Raw genomic sequence first — 19,181 nt, forward strand, 5'->3', positions numbered from 1 at the left:
CGGGGTCGGGAACCCGTCCGGCGGATCATCGCGCTTCGCCGAACCGCTCGGAGAGCGCGTAGCGCAGCAACACGACGTCCCCGACCGGTCGCGCCTCCGCGAGCCGGGCCCTCCGGTCGCTGGTCCAGGGGAAGTCCGCAGGGCCGACGAACCGGGGCGCCGCCGGGTCGCCGACGAAGAACGGTGCGATCGCGACCTGCAGCTCGTCCACGAGGTCGGCGGCGAGGAACTCGGTGAGCGTCGTTCCGCCGCCCTCCACCATGAGCCGCTCGACGCCGCGGGAGCCGAGGTCGGCGAGGAGGTCGGCCATCCGGACATCGTCGTCGAGCCCGACGACGGTCGCCCGGTCGCCGACCCGCCGACGGAGGCCGTCTGCCGCACAGCGCGGGGTGTAGACGAGCTTCGTGGTGTCGCCCAGGGTGAAGAACCGAGCCGAGGGGTCCAGGTCGCCCGACACGGTGACGGTCGCCTTCCACGGTGTGCGCGACCTCCCTGCGGCCTCCCGCCGATCCTGCCGTTCGCTGCTGCGGACCAGGAGGCGCGGATCGTCGCGCCGCACGGTCCGCGCGCCGACCAGGATGACGTCGTTCTGGGCGCGCACTTCGTCCACCCGGTCGAAGTCCGCGTCGTTCGACAGCGCGAGCTTGGGAGGCCGCGCGGTGTCGAGGTAGCCGTCGAGGGAGACGCAGCAGCTGAGGGTGACGTACGGCAGGCCGTTCATGACCGCAGTCTCCTCCGGACGACGGAAGACGGAAGTGCGACGATCGCGCCGGGCAGGACGGCGACGAAGGCGAGGATTCCGTAGAGCGCGGCGGCCGACACTCCCGTCGCCATCCCGAGCCCGGCGACCGCGAACGCCCAGCCGGCGACGCCCTCGCGCGGTCCCCAGCCGCCGACGTTGACAGGGAGGGAGGCGGCGAGCAGAACGACCATCGCGAGAGCGAGCAGGCGGCCGGGCGGCACGGACGCTCCGACGGCGATCGCCGCGATAGCGAAGATCGCGAGGTGGCAGCCGAAGACGACGACGGAGGCGACGACGGCCTGCACGCCGACCCGCAGCGAGCCGAGCCCGGCGCGGAGTTCGCCGACCTCCCGACGGAGGAGGCCGCGGACCCTCCTGCTGCCGAGCGCCACGGCGACGCAGGCGACCGCGACCGCGACGAGTGCGATCCCGGCCGTGGGGAGCAGCACACCCTCGTACTCGCCGCCGACCACCGCGAGAACGGCGACCGAGAGCACGACCTGGACGCTCTGACCCAGGATGCGCTCGATCGCGACGGCGCGGGCCGCAGCGCCGACCCCCGCGCCCCCGGCTCGAGAGGACGCGTGGCCGTGGTCGACCGCTCGCTGCACGTCGCCGATCACGCCGCCCGGCAGCACCGTGTTGACCAGCTGGGATCGGTAGTACATCGCGACGGCGGTGCTCCAGCGCAGGGAGGCGCCGAGCCGCCGGGCGATGAGCGTCCAGCGCCACGCGGCCGCCGCGGTCGCGACGGCGAAGAGCGCCAGCGACGCGGCCACGGCCGAGGCGTCGAGACTGAGGAGGCCGTGCAGGAACGGTCCGGCGCCGACCCGCGCGACGATCGCGACGAGCACGGCGACGCCCACGATGGTTCGTGCGACGACGCGTGCCCGACGGGAGGCGACCAGCCGGCGGAGGCGGACCGCCGGCCCGGTGGTGCTCTCGGTGGCATGAGGGCTCTCGACCGCGTGCAGAGTCATCGCGGCCACGCCAAGAGATCGAGGTGGTAGACGGTGGCCGCGAGCTCCCCGCGCGACCGCTGCGCCCAGCGCAGCTCGCGGTAGCCTGCCGCTTCGCGGAGCAGTCGGGGGTCCTGCTCGAGCGCTGCGCCGGTCCAGCCGTCGAACCACTCCTGCAGCAGGAGCGGCTGCCGCCGGTCGAGCCGCCAGGTCGTGAGCGCTGTGCGGACGTGCCAGCCGGCCATCCCGAACAGCCCGCCGACCAGGGTGGCGCCGTAGCGGCCGAGGAGCCGGCGGCCGGCGATCTCCCGGCGCTGGTGTGCGTTGAACGCGCGCGCGAATCGGATGTCGCGCGGATCCCACGGCGTGAGCGCGACGTCGCCCGTCACGCTGAGCGAGAGGAGGACGGGCGCCCTCGCCACCAGGCATGCGTCGACGATCGCGTGCGCCTCGGCCGCCGTCAGCACGTCCAGCAGCGCGGAGGCGGTCACGAGCGACGCCCCGTGCAGCGCTCCGGCGTCGAGCCGGTCGAGCTCGCCGATGCGTGAGCGGAGCGCGACCGGCCGACCCGAACGGTCGCGCGGGCGCTGCTCTTCCGACGCGCGCGCGGTGAGGTTCGCGTTCCAGTCGTGCAGCACCCAGGTCTGCGGCCCGGGGAGGCGCGGCGCGAGCCAGCGCATCATCGAACCCGTGCCGCTGCCGAGGTCGTGCACTGTGAGCGGCCCTGCGCCCAGCAGCCTCGGTACGGTGTCCGCGAGCGCGGCCGAACGGGCGCGGGCGTCCTCCGCCTCGCGCAGCGCGAGCCAGTCGACGCTGACCTCCAGGAGTTCGCTCATGACGACACAGCCTCTGTTCGGCCCGCGTCCGAGTGCCCGGCGCCCGCGCCGGTCCGCCCGACCTCCGCGAGCGCCGCGTCGAGGGTCGCGGCGACGATCGACGTCGTCGTCCGCCACGACCGCCCGGCCGCGCGCGCCTCGAGCGCGGCGGCCGCCCTGGCGCTCCGCAGCGCGGGATCGGCCCACCACTGCTGCAGCACGACGCGCAGCGCCCAGGCGTCGTCGGGCGGCACGAGCACCGCGGCGGCCGGCACGGCGATCGCCTCCGGGAGACCGCCGACCGCTGCCGCGAGAACGGGGATGCCGTGCGCGAGCGCCTCCGCGACCGCCATCCCGTAGCTCTCGGTGCGGGAGGGCAGCACCATCAGGTCGGCGTCGGCATACGCCGCCTCCAGTGCGGGACCCGTGAGCACACCCGTGAACCGCACCCGGTCGGTCAGGCCGACGGCGTCGAGCTCTGTTCGCAACGCAGCCACGAAGTCGGGGTCGACGTGCAGTGAGCCGACGATGGTGCACGTCCAGTCGTCGCGGTCGGCGAAGCCGATCACGGCGCGCACGAGGAGGTCCTGGCCCTTGTGCGGCGCGACCGTCGCGACGCACAGCAGCCGGCCTCCCGAGGGGGAGGGCAGTGTCGCGGGCGCCGGGTCGGTGCCCGGGTGGGCGACGACGATGCGGTGCGGATCGGCGGCGTCCTGCTCCAGCAGTTCGGAGCGGGTCCAGTTGCTGGTGGCGATGATGCGGCGCGCTGTACGCAGGGCCGCCGTCTGGCCGTCGGTGGGCGCGTCGGCGACCATGTGCACGAGGACGACGAGGCGCAGGCGCGCGCCGTGCGCCGTCAGGGCCTCCGGTTCGCCTGCCGCGAGCAGCCCGTCGAGCAGCACGAGCGCGTCATCGGGCAGCTGCGCGAGCGCCTCCGCGGTGCTGCTCGCGCCACGGTCGCCGATGAGCACCATCCGCACGTCCCGGCCGTCGGCGCGGAGGCCGTCGCGCACGCGCTGGTCGTAGCGGTTGCCGCCGCTGACCCGGTCGGGATCGTCGATCGCGTCGGGGACGACGAAGAAGACCGCCTGCCCGCCGTTCACAGCGGCCTCGAGTAGCTCGCCCACGCGATGTGCGACTCGTGCAGGGTGACGGAGACGGAGGTCAGCCCGGTGGCGCGGCCGAGCTCGCCGGCCGCCGCGCGCGCCGCCAGCCGGTCGGCGATCACCCGGCAGAGCACCTCCGTCGTCGTGTTCGTGCCGGCGAACTCCGGTTCGTCGTCGAGGTTGCGGTAGGTCAGCGCGCCGGTGATCTCCGCGAGCGCGGCGGTCGCCCGGCCGATGTCGACGACCAGCCCGTCCGCGTCGAGCTCGTCGGCGCCGAAGGTCGCGTCCACGACGAACGTCGCACCGTGCAGGCGCTGGGCGGGGCCGAAGACCTCCCCGGTGAAGCTGTGCGCCACCATCAGGTGGTCCCGCACGGTGACCGTGTACGGCATCAGGCATCCCTCCAGTCGATCGTGTGGCAGAGCTCGTCCCCCGGGTCGGCGGACAGCCGCGCGAGCACGTCGGGCAGCGTCCGCCACGGCGCCTCCCCGGTCAGCAGTTCGTCGAACGCCGGATCCCGCAGCAGGTCGAGCGCCAGCGCGAGCCGGTCCGTCGTGCTGCGGCGATCGCGCCGGGCCGGCGCCACGACGCCGACCTGGCTGGAGCGGATGGTGAGCCGGCGGGAGTGGAAGTCCTCGCCCAGCGGCAGGCTCACGTCGCGGTCGCCGTACCAGCTCGCCTCGATGACCTGGCCATCGGTCACGACCGTGTGCAGTGCGAGCCGCAGCCCGGCCTCCGACCCGCTGGTGTCGACGACGAGGTCGCGTTCGTGCGGCGCGGCCTCCGGCGTGCTGAAGCGCACGCCGAGTGCTTCGGCGATCCTCCGCCGCGAGGGCTTGACGTCGACCAGGGTCACGTCGGCGCCGGGGAGGCCGCGGGCGAGCCGCGCGACGCAGCAGCCGATCATCCCGGCGCCGACGACGGTGATCCGGTCGCCGACGAGCGGCGCCGCGTCCCAGAGGATGTTCACCGCCGTCTCGACCGCCCCCGCGAGCACCGCGCGCCGCGGCGGCACCCCCTCCGGCACCGGGACGACGGCGGAGGATGGGACCACGAACGCCGACTGGTGCGGGAACAGCGTGAACACCGTCCGGCCGCTGAGCTCGGGAGGTCCCTGCTCGACGACGCCGACGTTGAGGTATCCGTACTTCACCGGGCCGGGGAAGTCGCCCTCCTGGAACGGAGCCCTCATCAGTGCGCGCTGGCTCGCGGGAACGCGGCCGGCGAAGACCGTCGACTCCGTGCCCCGGCTGACGCCCGTGAAGCGGGTGCGGACGAGCACCTCCCCGTCAGCGGGCGCGGCGAGGGGGATGCGGCGCAAGGCGCCGACCCCGGGTTCCTCGACCCAGAACGCAGTGGCTTCGAGCACGTCATCACCCCTTCCTGAACCATCCGTCCACGTGCAGCGTGTTAAGACAAGGCCGGTCGACACAAGGGTTGACAGCGCGGCGCGTCACAGACGAGACACGAGGCACACGTGAAAAGGGTTCAACTCGCCGCGATCGGCTGGGCAGGGTCGGGTGCGCTGGTGGTGCTGCTCGTCGGCGTCCTCGCGCCTGCCTGGTGGGGGATACCGCTTCCGGCCTCGGGTTGGATCGCCGTCGTCGCCTACCTGGCGGTCTCGAACGCACTGCTGGTGCGCGGCCTCCGGCGCCGCGGATCGGAGCGCTTCGGGCCGGCGAACGTGGTGACCTCCCTGCGCTCCTGCCTGGTCGGGCTGATCACCGGGCTGGTCGTCGCGTCGTTCACCGACCCGATCCCGGTGGCACTGCTGGTGGGCCTGGTGATCCCCGCACTGGCACTGGACGCGGTGGACGGCTGGGTCGCGCGCCGCACCGGGTCGACGAGCGAGCTCGGCGCCCGCTTCGACATGGAGGTCGACGCGTTCCTCCTGCTGGTGCTCGGCGTGTACGTCGCGCCGGCGCTCGGGCTCTGGGTGATCGCGATCGGTGCGCTGCGCTACGCGTTCGTCGTGGCCGGCGGGCTGCTGCCGTGGATGCGGGCGAGACTGCCGTACCGGTACTGGCGCAAGGTGGTGACCGCGTACGCGGGGATCGCGCTGGCCGTCGCCGCGAGCGGCCTCCTGCCCGGTCTCGACAGCCTGCTGGTCGCCCTGGCGCTCGCGCTCCTCCTCGAGTCCTTCACCCGGGACACCGTCTGGCTCGCGCGCCACCGGCGCGCCGCGCCCGCGCCCGCGCTGCCCGAGTCCGCCGAAGGGCACGCAAACGCCCTCAAAACCCAGGAATAGGGGCGTTCGCGTGCCCCTCGACGCTCGGCAGCGGCCGGACGAGAATACGGACATGGACAATCTCGAGACCGCGGAAGAGGCCATCCGCGTCGCACGTGCGAAGCTCGCCGCAGCAGCGGGTGCCACCGCCGCCGCGGCCGACGCGTGGGTCGAGCCGATGCGGCTCGCGCTCGACGCGATCGAGAGCGCGGTCGCCGAGCTCAGCGAGCTGCGCGATCTCCCCCGTGAGAACACCGGGGAGACCGGGCCGGATTCCTCCTACATCGGCTAGCGCGACGTATATTCGGTAGGTCCAGCACTCCGCCACTCCCGACCGAGAGGCCGCACCCCATGCCGAACCCCATCGGACGCGCGCTGCGCGACCGCCGAGCCGGTCACGAGAAGGTCGTCTGGGAGCGCGACGGCCTGCGGGCACCCGAGTCGTTCACCCTGACGAGTCCTGCCTTCGACGGCGGCGCTGCCATCCCCGACCAGTACAAGGGGAGGCTGTTCGGGCAGGATCTGTCTCCGGCGCTCACGTGGACGACCCCGCCGGTCGCGACCGAGGAGTTGGTGCTGATCGTCGAGGATCCCGACGCCCCGCGCAGGGAGCCTGCCGTTCACACCATCGCGCGGGGCATCGATCCGGCGCTCGGCGGCCTCCCCGAGGGTGCGCTCGCCCGCCACACCCCGCCGGAAGGCGTCACGTACGGCCGCGGCTCGCTCGGCTCCCGCGGCTGGCACGGCCCGATGCCGGTGCCGTCGCACGGGCCGCACACCTACGTCTTCCAGCTCTTCGCCGTGGATCGCCGGCTCGACCTCCCCGCGCAGTTCGGCCTGGAGGACGTCGCCCGTGCGATGCACGGCCACGTCATCGCCCGGGCGCGCCTCAACGGCACGTACGAGAACCCCTGAGCGGGACCGAGGGGCACGCGAACGCCCTCATCCGCGCGGGATGAGGGCGCTCTGCGTGCCCCTCGAGATCAGGGGCTCAGCACGCGGTGATCACTGGTCGTCGTGGTCCGTCGACCCCGGCGCGATCCCCGGCACGTCGTCCGGGCTGTAGATCTTCGCGTCGCCCGGGTAGGGCGAGGTCCAGTGGTGCGTCTGGTACCAGGTCCACCGGTTCATGAGCAGCGGGTTGTCGTAGTCCGGGATGGCCGGGTGCCCTGCCGTTCCTGTGAAGTGCTGCTTGTCCGCCCACTTCTGCCACTTCGCTGCCGTCGCCTGCTCGGCCGCCGGCACAGCTGCGGCCTGGGCCGCTGCCGCGTTGATCGCCTTCGCGGCCTCACCGGTCGCGCCCATCGTGTCGTAGCCGCACGCGGGTGCGGTGACGACGCCCTCCGTCAGCGGCACCTGGTTGAGCACCGCGTTGTAGGGGGTGAGGTCGGGCTTGTTCGTGAACGCGTCCGTCATCGGCGTCGCCGCGGCGAGCTTCTGGTTCATCGGCTGGGCGCCGAGGATCTGCTCGATGGTGCGGACCAGGTTGATCTGCGAGTAGAACGTGCTCACGGTCTTGCCGTGGGCGGCGTAGGGGCTGATCACCTGGATGGGCGCGCGGTGGCCGTCGACGTGGTCGGCGCCGTCCTGGGTGTCGTCCTCCGCCACGAAGATGGCCGAGTCCTTCCAGTACCGCGAGTGCGAGATCTCGTCGACGATCTTCCCGACGGCGAGGTCGTTGTCGGCGACCTGCGCCTCCGGGTCGGCCGTGCCGCCGGTGTGATCGCTGGAGAGCCAGACCATGTTGAGGTTCGACGGACCGTTCTTCTCGAAGTCCTGCTTCCAGGTCTCGTACCGGTAGATGTCGGGCACCGCGAGGTCGAACGGCGCGGCGTTCGGGTCGGTGATCGCGTTGAGCGACGGGATGGCCGAGCTCGCGTGCAGCTGGATCGACGGGTCGAACAGCGTCGACGGGTCCCCTCCCGCCATCACGCCTTGCGCCGTGCAGTAGTACTGCTGCCAGGTCGCCCCGGCCGGCTTGCCCTCTCCGTACTCGAACTCGCCGAAGTTCTTGGCCGTCTTGCCCGCGGACTGGACCGAGGTCCACAGGAAGCCGGAGCGCTGGTGGCCCAGCACGTCCTCTTCGGTGTCGTACGAGCGCGTGTACTCGCCGGCGCTGGTCTCGGTGTACGCCGGGTTGTCGCCCTGCATCAGCCAGTTGTGGCCTTCCGCGGAGTTCGTGCCGATGTCGTAGGTGTTGTCGTACAGGCCGAACTGGGTGGCGAGCGCGTGCTGGTTCGGTGTGACCTTGGCGCCGAACTGCGTCAGCGTCGGGTCGCCGTTGCCCTGCTTCAGGTCGCCGTACAGCTGGTCGTAGCTGCGGTTCTCCTTGACCAGGAGGAACACGTGCTTGATCGGCGATGGGTCACCGATCCGCTTCGGGATGGCGTTGGCCGCCTCGTCCTGACCCTGACCGTCCTGGTTCTCGCCCTGGTCGCCCTGCGCCTCCTTCCGCGAGGAGGAGCCCCAGCCGTTCTGGGCGAACACGGTCGCCGTGTACTTCTGGATCTCCTTGTCGCTCGGCAGGGCGAACGTGGTGAGGGAGGCCGTGGTCGAGTGGGTGCCGTGACCCGTCGCCGGGGTGGTGCCCTGGCCCTTGTTGAAGGTCAGCAGCGGGCCTCGCGCGTCGACGCCGCGCGTGTTGGTGACGACGATGCTTCCCTTCACAGCGGTGACGTTCTCCGGGAAGTAGTCCGTCGGCAGGAGGCCGATGAAGCTGGCCGGGTCGCGCGGGTCCTTGCGGTCGATCTTGTAGACCGCGATGGCGTTGGCGCGGCCGAGGGACACGAGCAGGTGGTCGCCCTGCTGGGTGATCGCGGTCGGCTCGTAGCCGGTCTTCGAGGAGGCCCACGGCTGCGTGGCGAAGGTCTGGACGACGGTGTTGGTGCGGGTGTCGACGACGGAGACGGTGTCACTGTTCGTGTTGGCCACGTAGAGCGTCGTGCCGTCCAGGTGCATCGCGGTCGGGTGAAGCTGCACCGGGATCGTCGAGACGGCGGTCGCCGGGTTCGCGGTGTCGATGACGCTGACGGTGCCCGTCGTGGTGGTGGCGAGGTTCGTGTCGGCCGGGACGGCGGTGCCGTACGAGCCGAGGGTGGCGTCTCCCGCAACGGCTTGGCGGCCTCCCTCGTTCGACACGTAGAGGCGCGAGCCGACGAAGGTCAGCTGGCGGGGCGCGATGCCGACCGCGAAGGTCTGCGTGATGGTTCCGGCGACGGGGTCGATGGCCACGACGGTGTTCTGGCCGTTGACCGCGGCGTAGAGCGTGGAGCCGTCGGGCGAGAACGTCATCCCTGCGGTCAGGGCCTCCTGGCCGGCTGCCGAGTTCGGGATGGCGATCTTCGTGCCGGCGCCGAGCGACCCGTCGCTGTTGAAGGGGTAGCGGATGATCCCGGTCGCGACCGGCTCGAAGAGGAACTTCCCGTCGGGGGAGAAGGCCGGGCCCTCCTGGCCGACCGTGCCGTCCGAGATCTTGAGGTACTTCATGTCGCCGTACCCCGCATTGGCGGCCGCGGTCGCGAACGACGCCGCCGCGAGCGTACCCGCTGCGGCGACGGGCTTGTAGGAGTCGAGGTCGAAGACCTGCAGGTCGACCGAGCGGTCGGCGCTGGTGCCGACGAGGTAGTGGCCGTCGGGGCTGACGGTCGACCCCATGAGCTTTCCGAACGGCGTCATCAGGCGGGTGCCGACGGGTTGGATGACCTGGTTGGCGGAGACCTGCTCACCGTTCGGGTAGTTCTGGCCGACCTGCTGGTTGCCGAACCCGATCGTGGAGGCTGCGGCGATTCCGCCGCCGAGGAGTGCGAGCGCGCAGGTGGTCGCGGTGACCGCGATGACGCGCTGTCGTGTGGTGAGTTTGGATGGTCGGGGGGTGTTGCCGTGCATCTGCCGAGACCTTTCCCGAAGTTGTGGTGAGAAGGCAGGCCGGTGGCGCGTTGCGAGGGCGTGCCGACCGGTTGAGGGACCTCATAGGGAGGTCACAGAGACGACCCTGGTGTGACCCCCGTGAGGGGGTCAACCAAACGGTTCATGAATGGGCGGTTACGGTCGCGGCGCCCGCGCGGCGTGTCGGCGAGCGGTACCCCTGATGGTGGGCGGAAAGCGAAGGTGAACGCCCGCCGGGCGCCTGCCGCCCGGCCTGTACGGACTCTCAGGGCGGCGCGGGAGTAGGCTCACCGCATCCCACCCGCGCACCATCCCGACGCTGGAGGTCCGATGACCGTCTTCCGCACCGTGCTCGAGTCCACCGGCGGAAACAACGTCGGCATCGTCGTGCCAGAGGAGGTCGTGCTCGCCTTCGACCGCGGCAAGCGCGTCCCTGTCCGCGTAACCATCGATGGTGGTTACAGTTACACGACGACGGTCGGTGTGATGGGAGGCCGCTACCTGGTCTCGTTCAACGCGGAGACCCGCAAGAAGACCGGCCGCGCCGCGGGCGACGAGGTCGAAGTGGAGCTGGTCGTCGACCCCGACCGCTGAGCCCCGCCCGCGAGGGGCGACGACATGTCACCTCTCGACTAGATTCGTGCCGTGATGAGGCAGCAGCGCACGCCGCGACGCGGTGCGTCGGCGCGGGCGCCTCTCGTCGGCGAGGTGTTGGGCTCGCGCATCGCGGCCGCGTCCGTCCTGGCGCGAGCTCTCGCGGTCGTGACCGCGATGACGGCCGTGTCGGCGGTCACGATCGCGATCCTCGGCCTCCCGCTGGACCTGACGTCCGGGTTCGGCTGGGCGCTGCCGCTGCTCGCCCTCGCCGTGGCGTACGCGAGCCCGCTCGCCCTACTCCAGCGCTCCCGGATCCGGGAGCAGCTCCGAACCCGCCTGGCGGATGCCGGCATCCGCTTCGAGACGGCGCCGCCGGTCGCGACCGTCGCCGGCTTCGAACGCTGGCTGGACCGCAACCGCCTCGACCGTGACGACGTGCGATCGGCCCTCACGCACCGTGAAACGTGAGTAATCGCGGGAATCCGCGCCCGGAATCCCGCGATTACTCACATCTCGGCGGCGGGCGTCAGGCCGCGGCGAGGGCCTCCTGGGCCTGCTGCGCGGCCTCGGCGGAGGGTGCGTTCAGCGCGCGGCGGGAGCGGGCGAAGAGCAGCGCGCCCGCGGCGAAGCACAGCGCCTCGGTGACGGTCATCGACCAGATCACGCCGGCCATCCCGAAGACCGCGTTGCCCAGCAGAACGATCGGGATGAACAGCACGCCCTGCGCGACCGACATGATGGTGGCGTTGCGCATCTGCTCCGTGGCCTGGAAGACCGCGATGATCAGCCCGGTGAATCCGTTGAACAGCGTCGAGACGAGCATGGCCGTCAGGATGAGCGTGCCGTCGGCGACCACCGACGGGTCGGCGCTGAACAGTGCGAACACCTGGTCGCGGAACAGGAACACGATGGTCGAGAAGACCGCGGTGATCCCCGCGATGGCGATCGCGCTGCCGGTGATCGCCTTCTTCAGCCTTCCGTGGTCCCGCGCTCCGAAGGCGTAGGCGAACAGCGGGATCGCGCCCATGAAGACGCCCATGCAGATCATCTCCGGCAGCTGCGAGATCCGCAGGGCCACGCCCATCGCGGCCAGCAGGGAGGCGCCGTAGCCGATCGCGATCCAGTTCATGACGAGCGTGGTGACGATCAGGAACGACGACATCAGCAGCTCGGAGACGCCGACCCCGAACACCGAGGTCAGCAGCTCCCGGTCGGCGCGGAAGTGTCGCGGCGCCAGCGAGATCGTCTCGCTTCGGGTCGTCAGCCACCAGACGTAGTAGCCGACGGTGACCAGGTTGGAGAGTCCGAGGGCGATGCCCGCGCCGAGCACGCCCCAGCCGAGCACCAGGATGAACAGCACGTCGAACAGGAGGTTCGCGATGGTGGAGGCGATCAGCCCGGTCATCGAGGCCACGGCCGCGCCCTCCGCCCTGACCAGCTGCTCCAGCGCGAAAGCCGCGACGTACACCGGCGTGAAGGCGAACATCGCGCCGATGTAGAGCGCGGTCGGGGCGACGGACGCGCCGGTGGCGCCGACGGCGACGGCCAGCGGAGTGGCGAAGACCAGTCCGACGACTCCGATCACGGCACCGGCGATGAGGGAACCCCACAGGGTGAACGACGCGACCTGCTTGATGCGCTCGGCAGACGCCGCGGTGTCGGCGCCCTCCTGCTCCTGCGAGCCGAGCAGGCGCGACACGTACGTGCCGCCGCCGACGCCGAAGACGCCGCCGATCGCCATGAGGAGGGCGAACACCGGCAGGGAGAAGGTGAGCGCTGCGAGCAGCGGGGTGGAGTGCAGCGAGCCGACGAAGCCGGCGTTGATGATGTTGTAGACGCTGCCGACCGAGAAGCCGGCGATCATGGGCACGCACAGGTGCACCAGCGAGCGCCAGATCGGCGCGGATGAGAGATAGTGGCGGTTCGAGGACATGACGGGGCCTCCGTTCCGTGAACGGCTTTCGATGAGAGGAAGTGAGGGGTGCGGAGTGCGCCGGTGGCGGCCGACTAGCGGCGGCCGGAGGGTGGCGCTGTGCGGGACGGGCCGCCTCCAGATGGAGCGGCGGCGGATGGGTCGGAGCCGACCACGCGCTCGAGCAGCGCGATCAGCTGATCCTGCTCGTTCTCGTCGAGGGCGTCGAACAGCTTGCGCTGCTCGGCCGCCATCGACTCGTCGAAGCCGGCGACGACCCGCGCTCCTTCCGCGGTGACGCGGACGATCTTGATGCGGGCGTCGTTCGGCGACGAGGTGCGCGTGACGTAGCCGCGTTCCTCCAGCCCCTGCAGGAGGCTGGTGACGCTGGCGGCGGTGGTGCCGGACATCTCGGCCAGTTCGCGGGCGATCACGTCGCGATCCTGGTTCTGCTCGAGGTAGCCGAGCGTGAACGCCTGCTGCCGGGTGAGTCCGCTGTCGCGCACCCACTCCTCGGCCGCCGCGCGTCCCGCGAAGGCGACGCTGCGGACGAGCTCGGTCAACCGGTCGATCCTCGATGTCATAGTTTGAACTCTAATAGTTAGAACTCAAACTGTCAACCGGATCGCCGAAGGGCACGTTGTTGTCCCTTTCGCGCGCCGAAAGGGACAACAACGTGCCCCTCGGTGAGCGGTCAGAAGGTCTCGACGTACTCCTCGGGAGGGCCGAGCTCCGGGCGGTCACGGAACTCGAGGTGCGTGCCCGAGTGCAGCAGCTCCAGCACCGTGATGGTGTTGACGCCGACCTCGAGCACGGGAGCCGGTACGTACAGTGTCGTCTGCGGCCCCACCTCCCAGTAGCGGCCGAGCAGGAACCCGTTCACCCAGACGAACCCCTTGCCGAAGCCGGGCAGGGCGAGGAAGGCGTCCGCCGGCTCGTCGCCGCCGAGCACGAAGTGCGCCGTCGAGAAGCCCGCCGCCGACGCGTCCAAGGCCGCGCCGGCGTCCGCACCCGCCAGCGCCGCCAGCTCCACCGCCGTCCACTCATCGAGGGGCAGCGGCGTCGCCGTCCAGCCGTGGACGAGTCGGCGCCCGAGCTGCACCCCGCCGAGGATCCCCTTGCCCTGTCCGAGCAGCGGCCCGTAGTTGATGCGCCCCTGGTTCTCCACCAGGATCCGCAGGTCGACCAGAGCGCCGGTCCCGCGCACGGGCAGGGAGCCGTCGCCGTCGAGCACGCCGACCGGCTCCCCGTCGATGAAGACCTGGGCCCGGTCGTGGAGCCCTCGCACGCTGAGCTCGATGTCGCCCAGCGGCGCCCGCGGCGTCGCGGTGTAGAGCACCAGCCCCGAGGCGATCCCCAGCTCCTCGAAGCTCGGCGGCGTCGGCTGCGCGCCGCGCGGCGCGATCGAACCCAGCGCCGGGAGCAGACCGGCGCCCCGGACGACCGGGACGCTGCGCGCCGGGAGGATCACCGGATCGGCGGGAACGGGGAGCTCCCGACCTCCCGCCGCCACGAACCGCGACCGGAACGCGTGGAACTTGGCCGTGACGGACCCGTGCTCGGCGATAGGGGCGTCGGAGTCGTAGCTCGTGATCGTCGGCTGCAACCTCCCGTCGTGGTTGGCGCCCGCCCACAGCCCGAAGTTCGTTCCCCCGTGCGCCATGTAGAGGCTGACCGACCCCCCGGCGTCGAGGATGTCGCCCAGCGTCGCATCGGCGCTCGGCACAGACCGCACGTGGTGCCGCTCACCCCAGTGATCGAACCAGCCGTTCCAGAACTCCGCGCACAGGAGCGGCTCGCCCTCGCGCCGGGAGCGCAGCAGCCCGAACGCCTCCGCCGCCCGGGAGCCGAACGTCGCGGTCGCGAGCGTGCCGGGGAGGGAGCCGCCGTCGAGCATCAGGTCGGTGGGGCCGTCCGCCGTGTAGAGCAGCTCGGACGCACCGCGGTCGACCAGGGCCTGCCGCAGCCAGGCCAGGTACGAGGCGTCGTCGCCGTAGCTGCCGTACTCGTTCTCGACCTGGAAGGCGACGATCGGTCCGCCGTTGGAGGCTTGCAGGGCGGCCAGCCGCGGGATGAGGTCGTCGAACCAGGCGGCGACGGCGGCGAGGTACGCCGGGTCGGAGGTGCGGGCTCGCGTTCCCACTGTCGCCGTGAGCCACGCGGGGAGCCCGCCGTTGTCCCACTCGGCGCAGATGTACGGCCCCGGACGCACGATGACATCCAGCCCGAGCTCGCCCGCGATCGTGACGAAGGCCTCGAGATCGCGCCAGCCCTCGAAGGAGGCCGCACGGTCCGGGCGGCCCTGGTGGAAGTTCCACGCGACGTAGGTGTCGACCGTGTTGAGCCCGAGGGCCGCGAGTCGCTCCAGCCGGTCGCGCCACTGCGCGGGATGCACCCGGAAGTAGTGCAGCGAGCCCGATAGCACCTGGTGCGGCACGCCGTCGCGGAGCAGCCTCCCGTCGTCGAACGTCAGCAGAGCGGAGGTCGCCGTCAGCGTCACTTCACGGCTCCCGCCGTCATCCCGGCACGCCAGAACCGCTGCAGGGCGAGGAACGCGATGACCAGCGGCACGATCGAGACGAGCGAACCGATGACCACCAGGGGCGGAGGAACCGCGACATGGCTGGCGTTCCAGCCGACGAGGCCCACGGTCACCGGCTGCAGGTGGTCGTCGCCCAGCACCATCGCGGGCAGGAGGTAGTTGTTCCAGATCTCGACGAACTGGAACAGGAAGATCGTCACGAGCGCCGGGAGCATCATCCGGGTCGAGATCGCACGGAAGATGCGGAACTCGCCCGCGCCGTCGAGCCGACCGGCCTCGATCACCTCGTCCGGCACCGACTGGGCGGCGAAGACCCGCGCCAGGTACACGCCGAACGGGCTGACGACGCTCGGCAGAAGGACGGCGAGTGGGTTGTTGATCAGGTGGACACCGGAGAACATCAGGTAGAGCGGCAGGGTGAACAGGATCTTCGGCACCAGCACGGCGGCGAGGATCACCCCGAAGAGGGCTCCACGTCCCGGGAAGTCGTACTTGGCCAGTGCGTAGCCGCCCATCGCCGACAGGAGGGTGCCGATCGCGGCGCCGACGCCGCAGTAGATCAGGCTGTTGAGCATCCACTGCCAGAAGATGCCGTCGTTCTGCGCGGTGAGCCTGGCGAGGTTGTCGAACAGGCCGAACCCGTCGAACCAGAGCCCGTTGCCCGAGAACTGCTCGCCAAACGGCTTGGTCGCCGACACCAGCAGCCACCAGAGCGGGAAGAGGAAGTAGACGGTCGAGACGGCGAGCAGCACCGTCACGATCGTCCGGCTGAGCGGCGTGGTGTCACGTCGCGGGCTGAGGAGGGTCACGCCGCGTCCCCTTTGCTGGTGAGTCGGAAGAAGACGAACGAGATCACGCCGACGAGCACCGCGAGGATGACCGACTGGGCGGCGGCGTAGGGGTAGTTGCCCGCGCCGACGGCGGCCTGGGCCGACATGATGGGGGTGAAGGTCGACGAGATGGAGCCGCCAGAGATCGGTTGGAGCACCGTCGGCTCGTTGTAGAGCTGCGCCGACCCGATGATGGAGAAGACGGCGGTGAGCACGATCGCGCTGCGCACCATCGGGATCTTGACGCTCCAGGCCGTGCGGAAGGCGGACGCGCCGTCGAGTCTGGCGGCCTCCAGCACCTCGGCAGGGATGGACTGCAGAGCGGCGTAGATGATGATCATGTTGTAGCCGGTCCAGCTCCAGGTGACGATGTTCGCCACCGACCAGAGCACCGTGCCGTCGTCGAAGAACGGCAGCTGGATGCCGAGCGGCTGCAGGAGATGGTTGATCGGGCTCGACGTGGTCGAGTACATGAACGACCAGACCAGAGCCGCGCTCACGCCGGGGATCGCGTACGGAAGGAAGCTCGACAGGCGGAAGAAGCCCTTGCCGCGTGCCGACTTCGAGTCGATGAGCAGCGCGAGCGCCAGGGCGAGCCCCAGCATGACGGGAACCTGCACCACGCCGAACAGGAGGACCCGGCCGAGCGACGCGACGAAGTCGGCGTCGCCGAAGGCGTGCATGTAGTTCGCGATCGGATCGAAGATCTGCTCCGGCGCGGCGAGGCCGAGCCCCGACCGTTTCACCGTGAACAGGCTGCTCACGAACGCATAGACGATCGGGGCGACGTTCATCGCCGCGAACAGCACGACGAATGGCCCGAGGAAGAGCAGCGGCGCCCGCCAGCCGATCCCGCGGCGCGGCTTTCGCGGGGCGCGGGGGCCGGCGGGTCTCGCCGCTGAGGTCGCCGGGGGTTCGGCGACGGCCAGGTCGGTCACGGGTTCCTTCTCTCCTGCGGGCGTTCGTGGTGCGTTGTGCGGCGGGATGCGGCGGTCCACTCGGGGTCGACCGCCGCATCCCGGTCCGGGAGGTCGCTACTGGCTGACCTTCAGACCCTGCTTCTTCAGTTCGGCGATCGTCTTGTCCTGCGCAGTCTTCAGCGCGTCGGCGATCGTTCCCTGACCCGACCAGGCCTTGCCCAGTCCGTCGTCGAGGTCGGCCGCGGTCTTCGTCATGACCGGTCCCCAGGTCCAGTCGGGGTTGACCTTCGGTGCCGCCTTCGCGAACACGTCGAAGATCTTCTGGCCGCCGAAGTACGCGTCGCCCTCGGTGAGCGCCGGGAGGTCGGCGAGCCCGGTCGCTGCCGGGTAGAGTCCGGCCTTCTTCACCAGCGTGTCGAAGGTGGTCTTGTCGGTGCTCAGCCAGTGCGCGAACTCCCACGCGGCCTTGGTGTCGGAGCAGCCCTTGAGCACGGCGGTCGCCGAACCTCCGGCATTGCCGACCTGGTCGTCGCCCGCCGACCACTGCGGCATCGGGGCGACGGCCCACTTGCCGGAGCCATCGGCCGCGCCGCCCTTGATGACACCCGCCTGCCAGACCGCGCCGACGACCGTCGCGATGCTCCCGTTGCCGAGACCCGTGTACCAGGCCTGGTCGTACATCGGAGCGCTGCTGATCAGGCCCTCCGAGACGAGGCCCTGCCAGTAGTCCGCGATCTTCAGGTTGGCGTCGGAGGCCAGGCTGACCTTCCAGGCGTCACTGTCGACACCGAACCAGGCGGCCCCGGTCTGCCAGGCGAGTCCGGCGTAGTCGTAGTCGAGGTAGGGGGAGGAGATGAACTTCGTCGGGTCGGAGGCGTGGATCTTCTCGGCGTCGGCCTTGTACTCCGCCCAGGTGGTCGGTGCGCTCAGCCCGAGGGAGTCGAACAGCTGCTTGTTGTAGAACAGCCCCATGGGGCCGGTGTCGACGGGCGCTCCGTAGACGGCGTCGCCGATGGTGACCGATTTCCAGGCGGCGGGCTGGAAGTCCTTCTCGTCGGCCTTCGCGGTGGACGCGACGTCTTCGAGCGCTCCCTGGGCGGCGAAGCTCGGGAGGGTCTCGTAGCCGACCTGCGCGAGGCACGGCGCGTTGCCGGCGGTGACCGCGTTGAGCATCTTCTGGTAGCCGCCCTTGGAGCCCGGCTGCACTTCCTGGTAGGTGACCTTCACGTCCTTGTGCGAGGCGTTGAACGCCTTCACCGCGTCGGCGTATCCGGGCGCCCAGCCCCAGAAGGTGACGGCCGCTGGCGCTGACGAGGTGCCGGACCCTCCGGAACAGCCGGTCAAGCCCATGATGCCGAGGGCGATCGCCCCCGCCGCACCCGCCAGGCGGATTGCTGCTGACTTCTTCACTGCCTCTCCTTTGATCGCAGACACCCTCACTGGGGTCAGGAGGAGAGTCTCGCACAAATTGATACCGATAACAATTGCTTGGGACGGAGGCGGGCACGATCGTCGCGAATCCGCGCCTGTTCGGCGATGCGCGCGCTAGCATGGCTCCATGTCGAGCACCCAAGAACGAGACGCGCCGGCGAAACCGCCCGGCATGGCCGACGTCGCGCGGGTCGCCGGCGTGTCAGCGCAGACGGTCTCCCGTGCGCTCAGCGGCCATCCCAACGTGCAGGAGAAGACCCGCGCGAAGGTGCTCGCCGCGGTCGAACAGCTCGGCTACCGCATGAACAATGCCGCGCGGATGCTGTCCTCCGGGCACAGCAGGACGATCGGCATCGTGCTGCTGCAGACCGGCTTCTATTCGCGCACGGCCGTGACCCTCGGCGTCGAGGAGGCCGCCCGCGACGCCGGCTACGCGGTCAGCTCCGCCACCAGCCCGTCGCTGGAGCCCGCCGCGGTGGAGGAGGCGATGTCGCGGCTGGCCGACCAGGGCGTCGACGGCATCGTCCTCGCCCTGCCGCTCATCCAGGTGACCAGGCGCATCGAAGAGCTCACGACGGCCATCCCCACCATCACCATCGACGGCTCGCGAACCTCGACGACCGAGATCGTCGCCGTCGACCAGTCCCAGGCAGCGCGCCTGGCCACGCAGCACCTGCTCGACCTCGGCCACACGACGGTCTGGCACCTCTCGGGGCCGGCCGAGTGGCTGGACGCGGTGAGCCGCAGCGAAGGCTGGCGCAGCACGCTCGAGGCGGCGGGGGTCACTCCTCCTCCGGAGCTGAAGGGCGACTGGTCGCCGGCCTCCGGCTATCACAACGGGCTGATCCTGGCGCGGATCCCCGAGGTCACCGCGGTGTTCGTCTCGAGCGACGAGATGGCATTCGGCGTCATCCGCGCGTTCCATGAGCTGGGAAGGCGCGTCCCGGAGGACATCTCGGTGGTCGGCGTCGACGACATCACCCTCGCCGAGTACTGCTCGCCGTCGCTCACGACCGTCGCGCAGCCCTTCGGCGACATGGGCCGCCTCGCCGTCGAGCACCTGCTGCGCTACATCGCCGATCCGCAGACCACGCTGGCGCCGGCCTCGGTCGAGCCGGTGCTCGTGGTGCGGGCGTCGACGGGACCCGCGCCGGCTCGCTGACCGATGTTATCGATGCCATAGGCCGGGAAGGTTCTCCGTCGGCGCTCACCGCG

Annotated in this window: 19 protein-coding genes; 6 read left to right on the top strand and 13 right to left on the bottom strand. The window is 70.9% G+C overall.

Features of this window, described 5'->3' with window-relative positions; all coding sequences use genetic code 11:
* Nucleotides 1-25: 25 nt before the first annotated feature.
* From JNB50_RS12720 to JNB50_RS12745, 6 genes are read right to left on the bottom strand one after another with little or no spacing between them, the layout of a single operon-like run.
* A complete protein-coding gene (locus JNB50_RS12720; protein ID WP_208040510.1) occupies nucleotides 26-721 on the bottom strand; it encodes a dihydrofolate reductase family protein in 696 nt (231 codons plus the stop codon).
* Complete coding sequence (locus JNB50_RS12725) at nucleotides 718-1,722, bottom strand: lysylphosphatidylglycerol synthase domain-containing protein (RefSeq protein ID WP_208040511.1); 1,005 nt, start codon at nucleotides 1,720-1,722, stop codon at nucleotides 718-720. Before JNB50_RS12725 ends, JNB50_RS12720 begins: the two co-directional genes overlap by 4 nt.
* Nucleotides 1,719-2,537 (bottom strand): SAM-dependent methyltransferase, encoded by an 819-nt coding sequence (locus tag JNB50_RS12730; RefSeq protein ID WP_208040512.1) that lies wholly within the window; start codon nucleotides 2,535-2,537, stop codon nucleotides 1,719-1,721. Before JNB50_RS12730 ends, JNB50_RS12725 begins: the two co-directional genes overlap by 4 nt.
* Nucleotides 2,534-3,643: a glycosyltransferase family 4 protein gene (locus JNB50_RS12735; protein WP_208040513.1), complete on the bottom strand. Its 1,110-nt coding sequence runs from the start codon at nucleotides 3,641-3,643 to the stop codon at nucleotides 2,534-2,536. Before JNB50_RS12735 ends, JNB50_RS12730 begins: the two co-directional genes overlap by 4 nt.
* On the bottom strand, nucleotides 3,616-4,014 hold the full coding sequence (locus JNB50_RS12740) for a 6-carboxytetrahydropterin synthase (RefSeq protein ID WP_208040514.1): 399 nt from the start codon (nucleotides 4,012-4,014) through the stop codon (nucleotides 3,616-3,618). The genes JNB50_RS12735 and JNB50_RS12740 overlap by 28 nt, the downstream gene beginning before the upstream one ends.
* The gene (locus JNB50_RS12745; RefSeq protein ID WP_208040515.1) at nucleotides 4,014-4,991 is read right to left on the bottom strand and encodes a zinc-binding alcohol dehydrogenase; all 978 of its coding nucleotides are present in this window, start codon (nucleotides 4,989-4,991) and stop codon (nucleotides 4,014-4,016) included. The genes JNB50_RS12740 and JNB50_RS12745 overlap by 1 nt, the downstream gene beginning before the upstream one ends.
* Nucleotides 4,992-5,099: 108 nt before the next feature.
* Between JNB50_RS12745 and JNB50_RS12750 the strand changes: the two genes are divergently transcribed.
* Genes JNB50_RS12750 through JNB50_RS12760 form a run of 3 tightly spaced genes read left to right on the top strand, consistent with a single transcriptional unit; the run spans nucleotide 5,100 to nucleotide 6,764 of the window.
* Nucleotides 5,100-5,870 (top strand): CDP-alcohol phosphatidyltransferase family protein, encoded by a 771-nt coding sequence (locus tag JNB50_RS12750; protein WP_307794710.1) that lies wholly within the window; start codon nucleotides 5,100-5,102, stop codon nucleotides 5,868-5,870.
* Nucleotides 5,871-5,922: 52 nt separating this feature from the next.
* The gene (locus tag JNB50_RS12755; protein WP_208040516.1) at nucleotides 5,923-6,141 is read left to right on the top strand and encodes a hypothetical protein; all 219 of its coding nucleotides are present in this window, start codon (nucleotides 5,923-5,925) and stop codon (nucleotides 6,139-6,141) included.
* A gap of 59 nt (nucleotides 6,142-6,200) precedes the next feature.
* Nucleotides 6,201-6,764, top strand: coding sequence for a YbhB/YbcL family Raf kinase inhibitor-like protein (locus tag JNB50_RS12760; protein WP_208040517.1), 564 nt, complete (start codon nucleotides 6,201-6,203; stop codon nucleotides 6,762-6,764).
* Nucleotides 6,765-6,854: 90 nt separating this feature from the next.
* On the opposite strand, the gene JNB50_RS12765 is transcribed toward JNB50_RS12760, so the two are convergent.
* Entirely contained in the window at nucleotides 6,855-9,734 is a 2,880-nt protein-coding gene (locus JNB50_RS12765) for an alkaline phosphatase family protein (protein WP_208040518.1), read from the bottom strand.
* A gap of 330 nt (nucleotides 9,735-10,064) precedes the next feature.
* Between JNB50_RS12765 and JNB50_RS12770 the strand changes: the two genes are divergently transcribed.
* Nucleotides 10,065-10,328: a DUF1905 domain-containing protein gene (locus JNB50_RS12770; RefSeq protein WP_208040519.1), complete on the top strand. Its 264-nt coding sequence runs from the start codon at nucleotides 10,065-10,067 to the stop codon at nucleotides 10,326-10,328.
* Between the two features lie 51 nt (nucleotides 10,329-10,379).
* Nucleotides 10,380-10,799: a hypothetical protein gene (locus tag JNB50_RS12775; RefSeq protein ID WP_208040520.1), complete on the top strand. Its 420-nt coding sequence runs from the start codon at nucleotides 10,380-10,382 to the stop codon at nucleotides 10,797-10,799.
* A 58-nt stretch (nucleotides 10,800-10,857) separates the two neighbouring features.
* Here the strand turns inward: JNB50_RS12775 and JNB50_RS12780 are convergent, their stop codons facing one another.
* The 6 genes from JNB50_RS12780 to JNB50_RS12805 form a co-directional block, all read right to left on the bottom strand.
* Complete coding sequence (locus JNB50_RS12780; RefSeq protein ID WP_208040521.1) at nucleotides 10,858-12,264, bottom strand: MATE family efflux transporter; 1,407 nt, start codon at nucleotides 12,262-12,264, stop codon at nucleotides 10,858-10,860.
* A gap of 74 nt (nucleotides 12,265-12,338) precedes the next feature.
* The gene (locus tag JNB50_RS12785) at nucleotides 12,339-12,827 is read right to left on the bottom strand and encodes a MarR family winged helix-turn-helix transcriptional regulator (RefSeq protein WP_208040522.1); all 489 of its coding nucleotides are present in this window, start codon (nucleotides 12,825-12,827) and stop codon (nucleotides 12,339-12,341) included.
* A 110-nt stretch (nucleotides 12,828-12,937) separates the two neighbouring features.
* The gene (locus tag JNB50_RS12790; protein WP_307794711.1) at nucleotides 12,938-14,743 is read right to left on the bottom strand and encodes a beta-galactosidase; all 1,806 of its coding nucleotides are present in this window, start codon (nucleotides 14,741-14,743) and stop codon (nucleotides 12,938-12,940) included.
* Complete coding sequence (locus tag JNB50_RS12795) at nucleotides 14,740-15,594, bottom strand: carbohydrate ABC transporter permease (RefSeq protein WP_208040523.1); 855 nt, start codon at nucleotides 15,592-15,594, stop codon at nucleotides 14,740-14,742. Before JNB50_RS12795 ends, JNB50_RS12790 begins: the two co-directional genes overlap by 4 nt.
* Complete coding sequence (locus JNB50_RS12800; protein ID WP_307794712.1) at nucleotides 15,591-16,553, bottom strand: sugar ABC transporter permease; 963 nt, start codon at nucleotides 16,551-16,553, stop codon at nucleotides 15,591-15,593. Before JNB50_RS12800 ends, JNB50_RS12795 begins: the two co-directional genes overlap by 4 nt.
* Nucleotides 16,554-16,649: 96 nt before the next feature.
* Nucleotides 16,650-17,945, bottom strand: coding sequence for an extracellular solute-binding protein (locus JNB50_RS12805; protein WP_208040524.1), 1,296 nt, complete (start codon nucleotides 17,943-17,945; stop codon nucleotides 16,650-16,652).
* 148 nt (nucleotides 17,946-18,093) lie between these two features.
* On the opposite strand from JNB50_RS12805, the gene JNB50_RS12810 reads away from it, so the two are divergent.
* Nucleotides 18,094-19,128, top strand: a complete 1,035-nt coding sequence (locus JNB50_RS12810) for a LacI family DNA-binding transcriptional regulator (protein ID WP_243768427.1) — start codon at nucleotides 18,094-18,096, stop codon at nucleotides 19,126-19,128.
* Nucleotides 19,129-19,181 lie beyond the last annotated feature (53 nt).

The organism is Leifsonia sp. TF02-11 (assembly GCF_017565305.1).
Taxonomy (GTDB): Bacteria; Actinomycetota; Actinomycetes; order Actinomycetales; family Microbacteriaceae; genus Leifsonia.

Bases quoted from the DNA above. Each gene is read 5' to 3' on its own strand.
- JNB50_RS12810 (WP_243768427.1), top strand. From the start codon at position 18,094: ATGTCGAGCACCCAAGAACGAGACGCGCCGGCGAAACCGCCCGGCATG.
- JNB50_RS12785 (WP_208040522.1), bottom strand. From the start codon at position 12,827: ATGACATCGAGGATCGACCGGTTGACCGAGCTCGTCCGCAGCGTCGCC.
- JNB50_RS12770 (WP_208040519.1), top strand. From the start codon at position 10,065: ATGACCGTCTTCCGCACCGTGCTCGAGTCCACCGGCGGAAACAACGTC.
- JNB50_RS12740 (WP_208040514.1), bottom strand. From the start codon at position 4,014: ATGCCGTACACGGTCACCGTGCGGGACCACCTGATGGTGGCGCACAGC.
- JNB50_RS12755 (WP_208040516.1), top strand. From the start codon at position 5,923: ATGGACAATCTCGAGACCGCGGAAGAGGCCATCCGCGTCGCACGTGCG.
- JNB50_RS12720 (WP_208040510.1), bottom strand. From the start codon at position 721: ATGAACGGCCTGCCGTACGTCACCCTCAGCTGCTGCGTCTCCCTCGAC.
- JNB50_RS12730 (WP_208040512.1), bottom strand. From the start codon at position 2,537: ATGAGCGAACTCCTGGAGGTCAGCGTCGACTGGCTCGCGCTGCGCGAG.
- JNB50_RS12765 (WP_208040518.1), bottom strand. From the start codon at position 9,734: ATGCACGGCAACACCCCCCGACCATCCAAACTCACCACACGACAGCGC.
- JNB50_RS12725 (WP_208040511.1), bottom strand. From the start codon at position 1,722: ATGACTCTGCACGCGGTCGAGAGCCCTCATGCCACCGAGAGCACCACC.
- JNB50_RS12760 (WP_208040517.1), top strand. From the start codon at position 6,201: ATGCCGAACCCCATCGGACGCGCGCTGCGCGACCGCCGAGCCGGTCAC.
- JNB50_RS12780 (WP_208040521.1), bottom strand. From the start codon at position 12,264: ATGTCCTCGAACCGCCACTATCTCTCATCCGCGCCGATCTGGCGCTCG.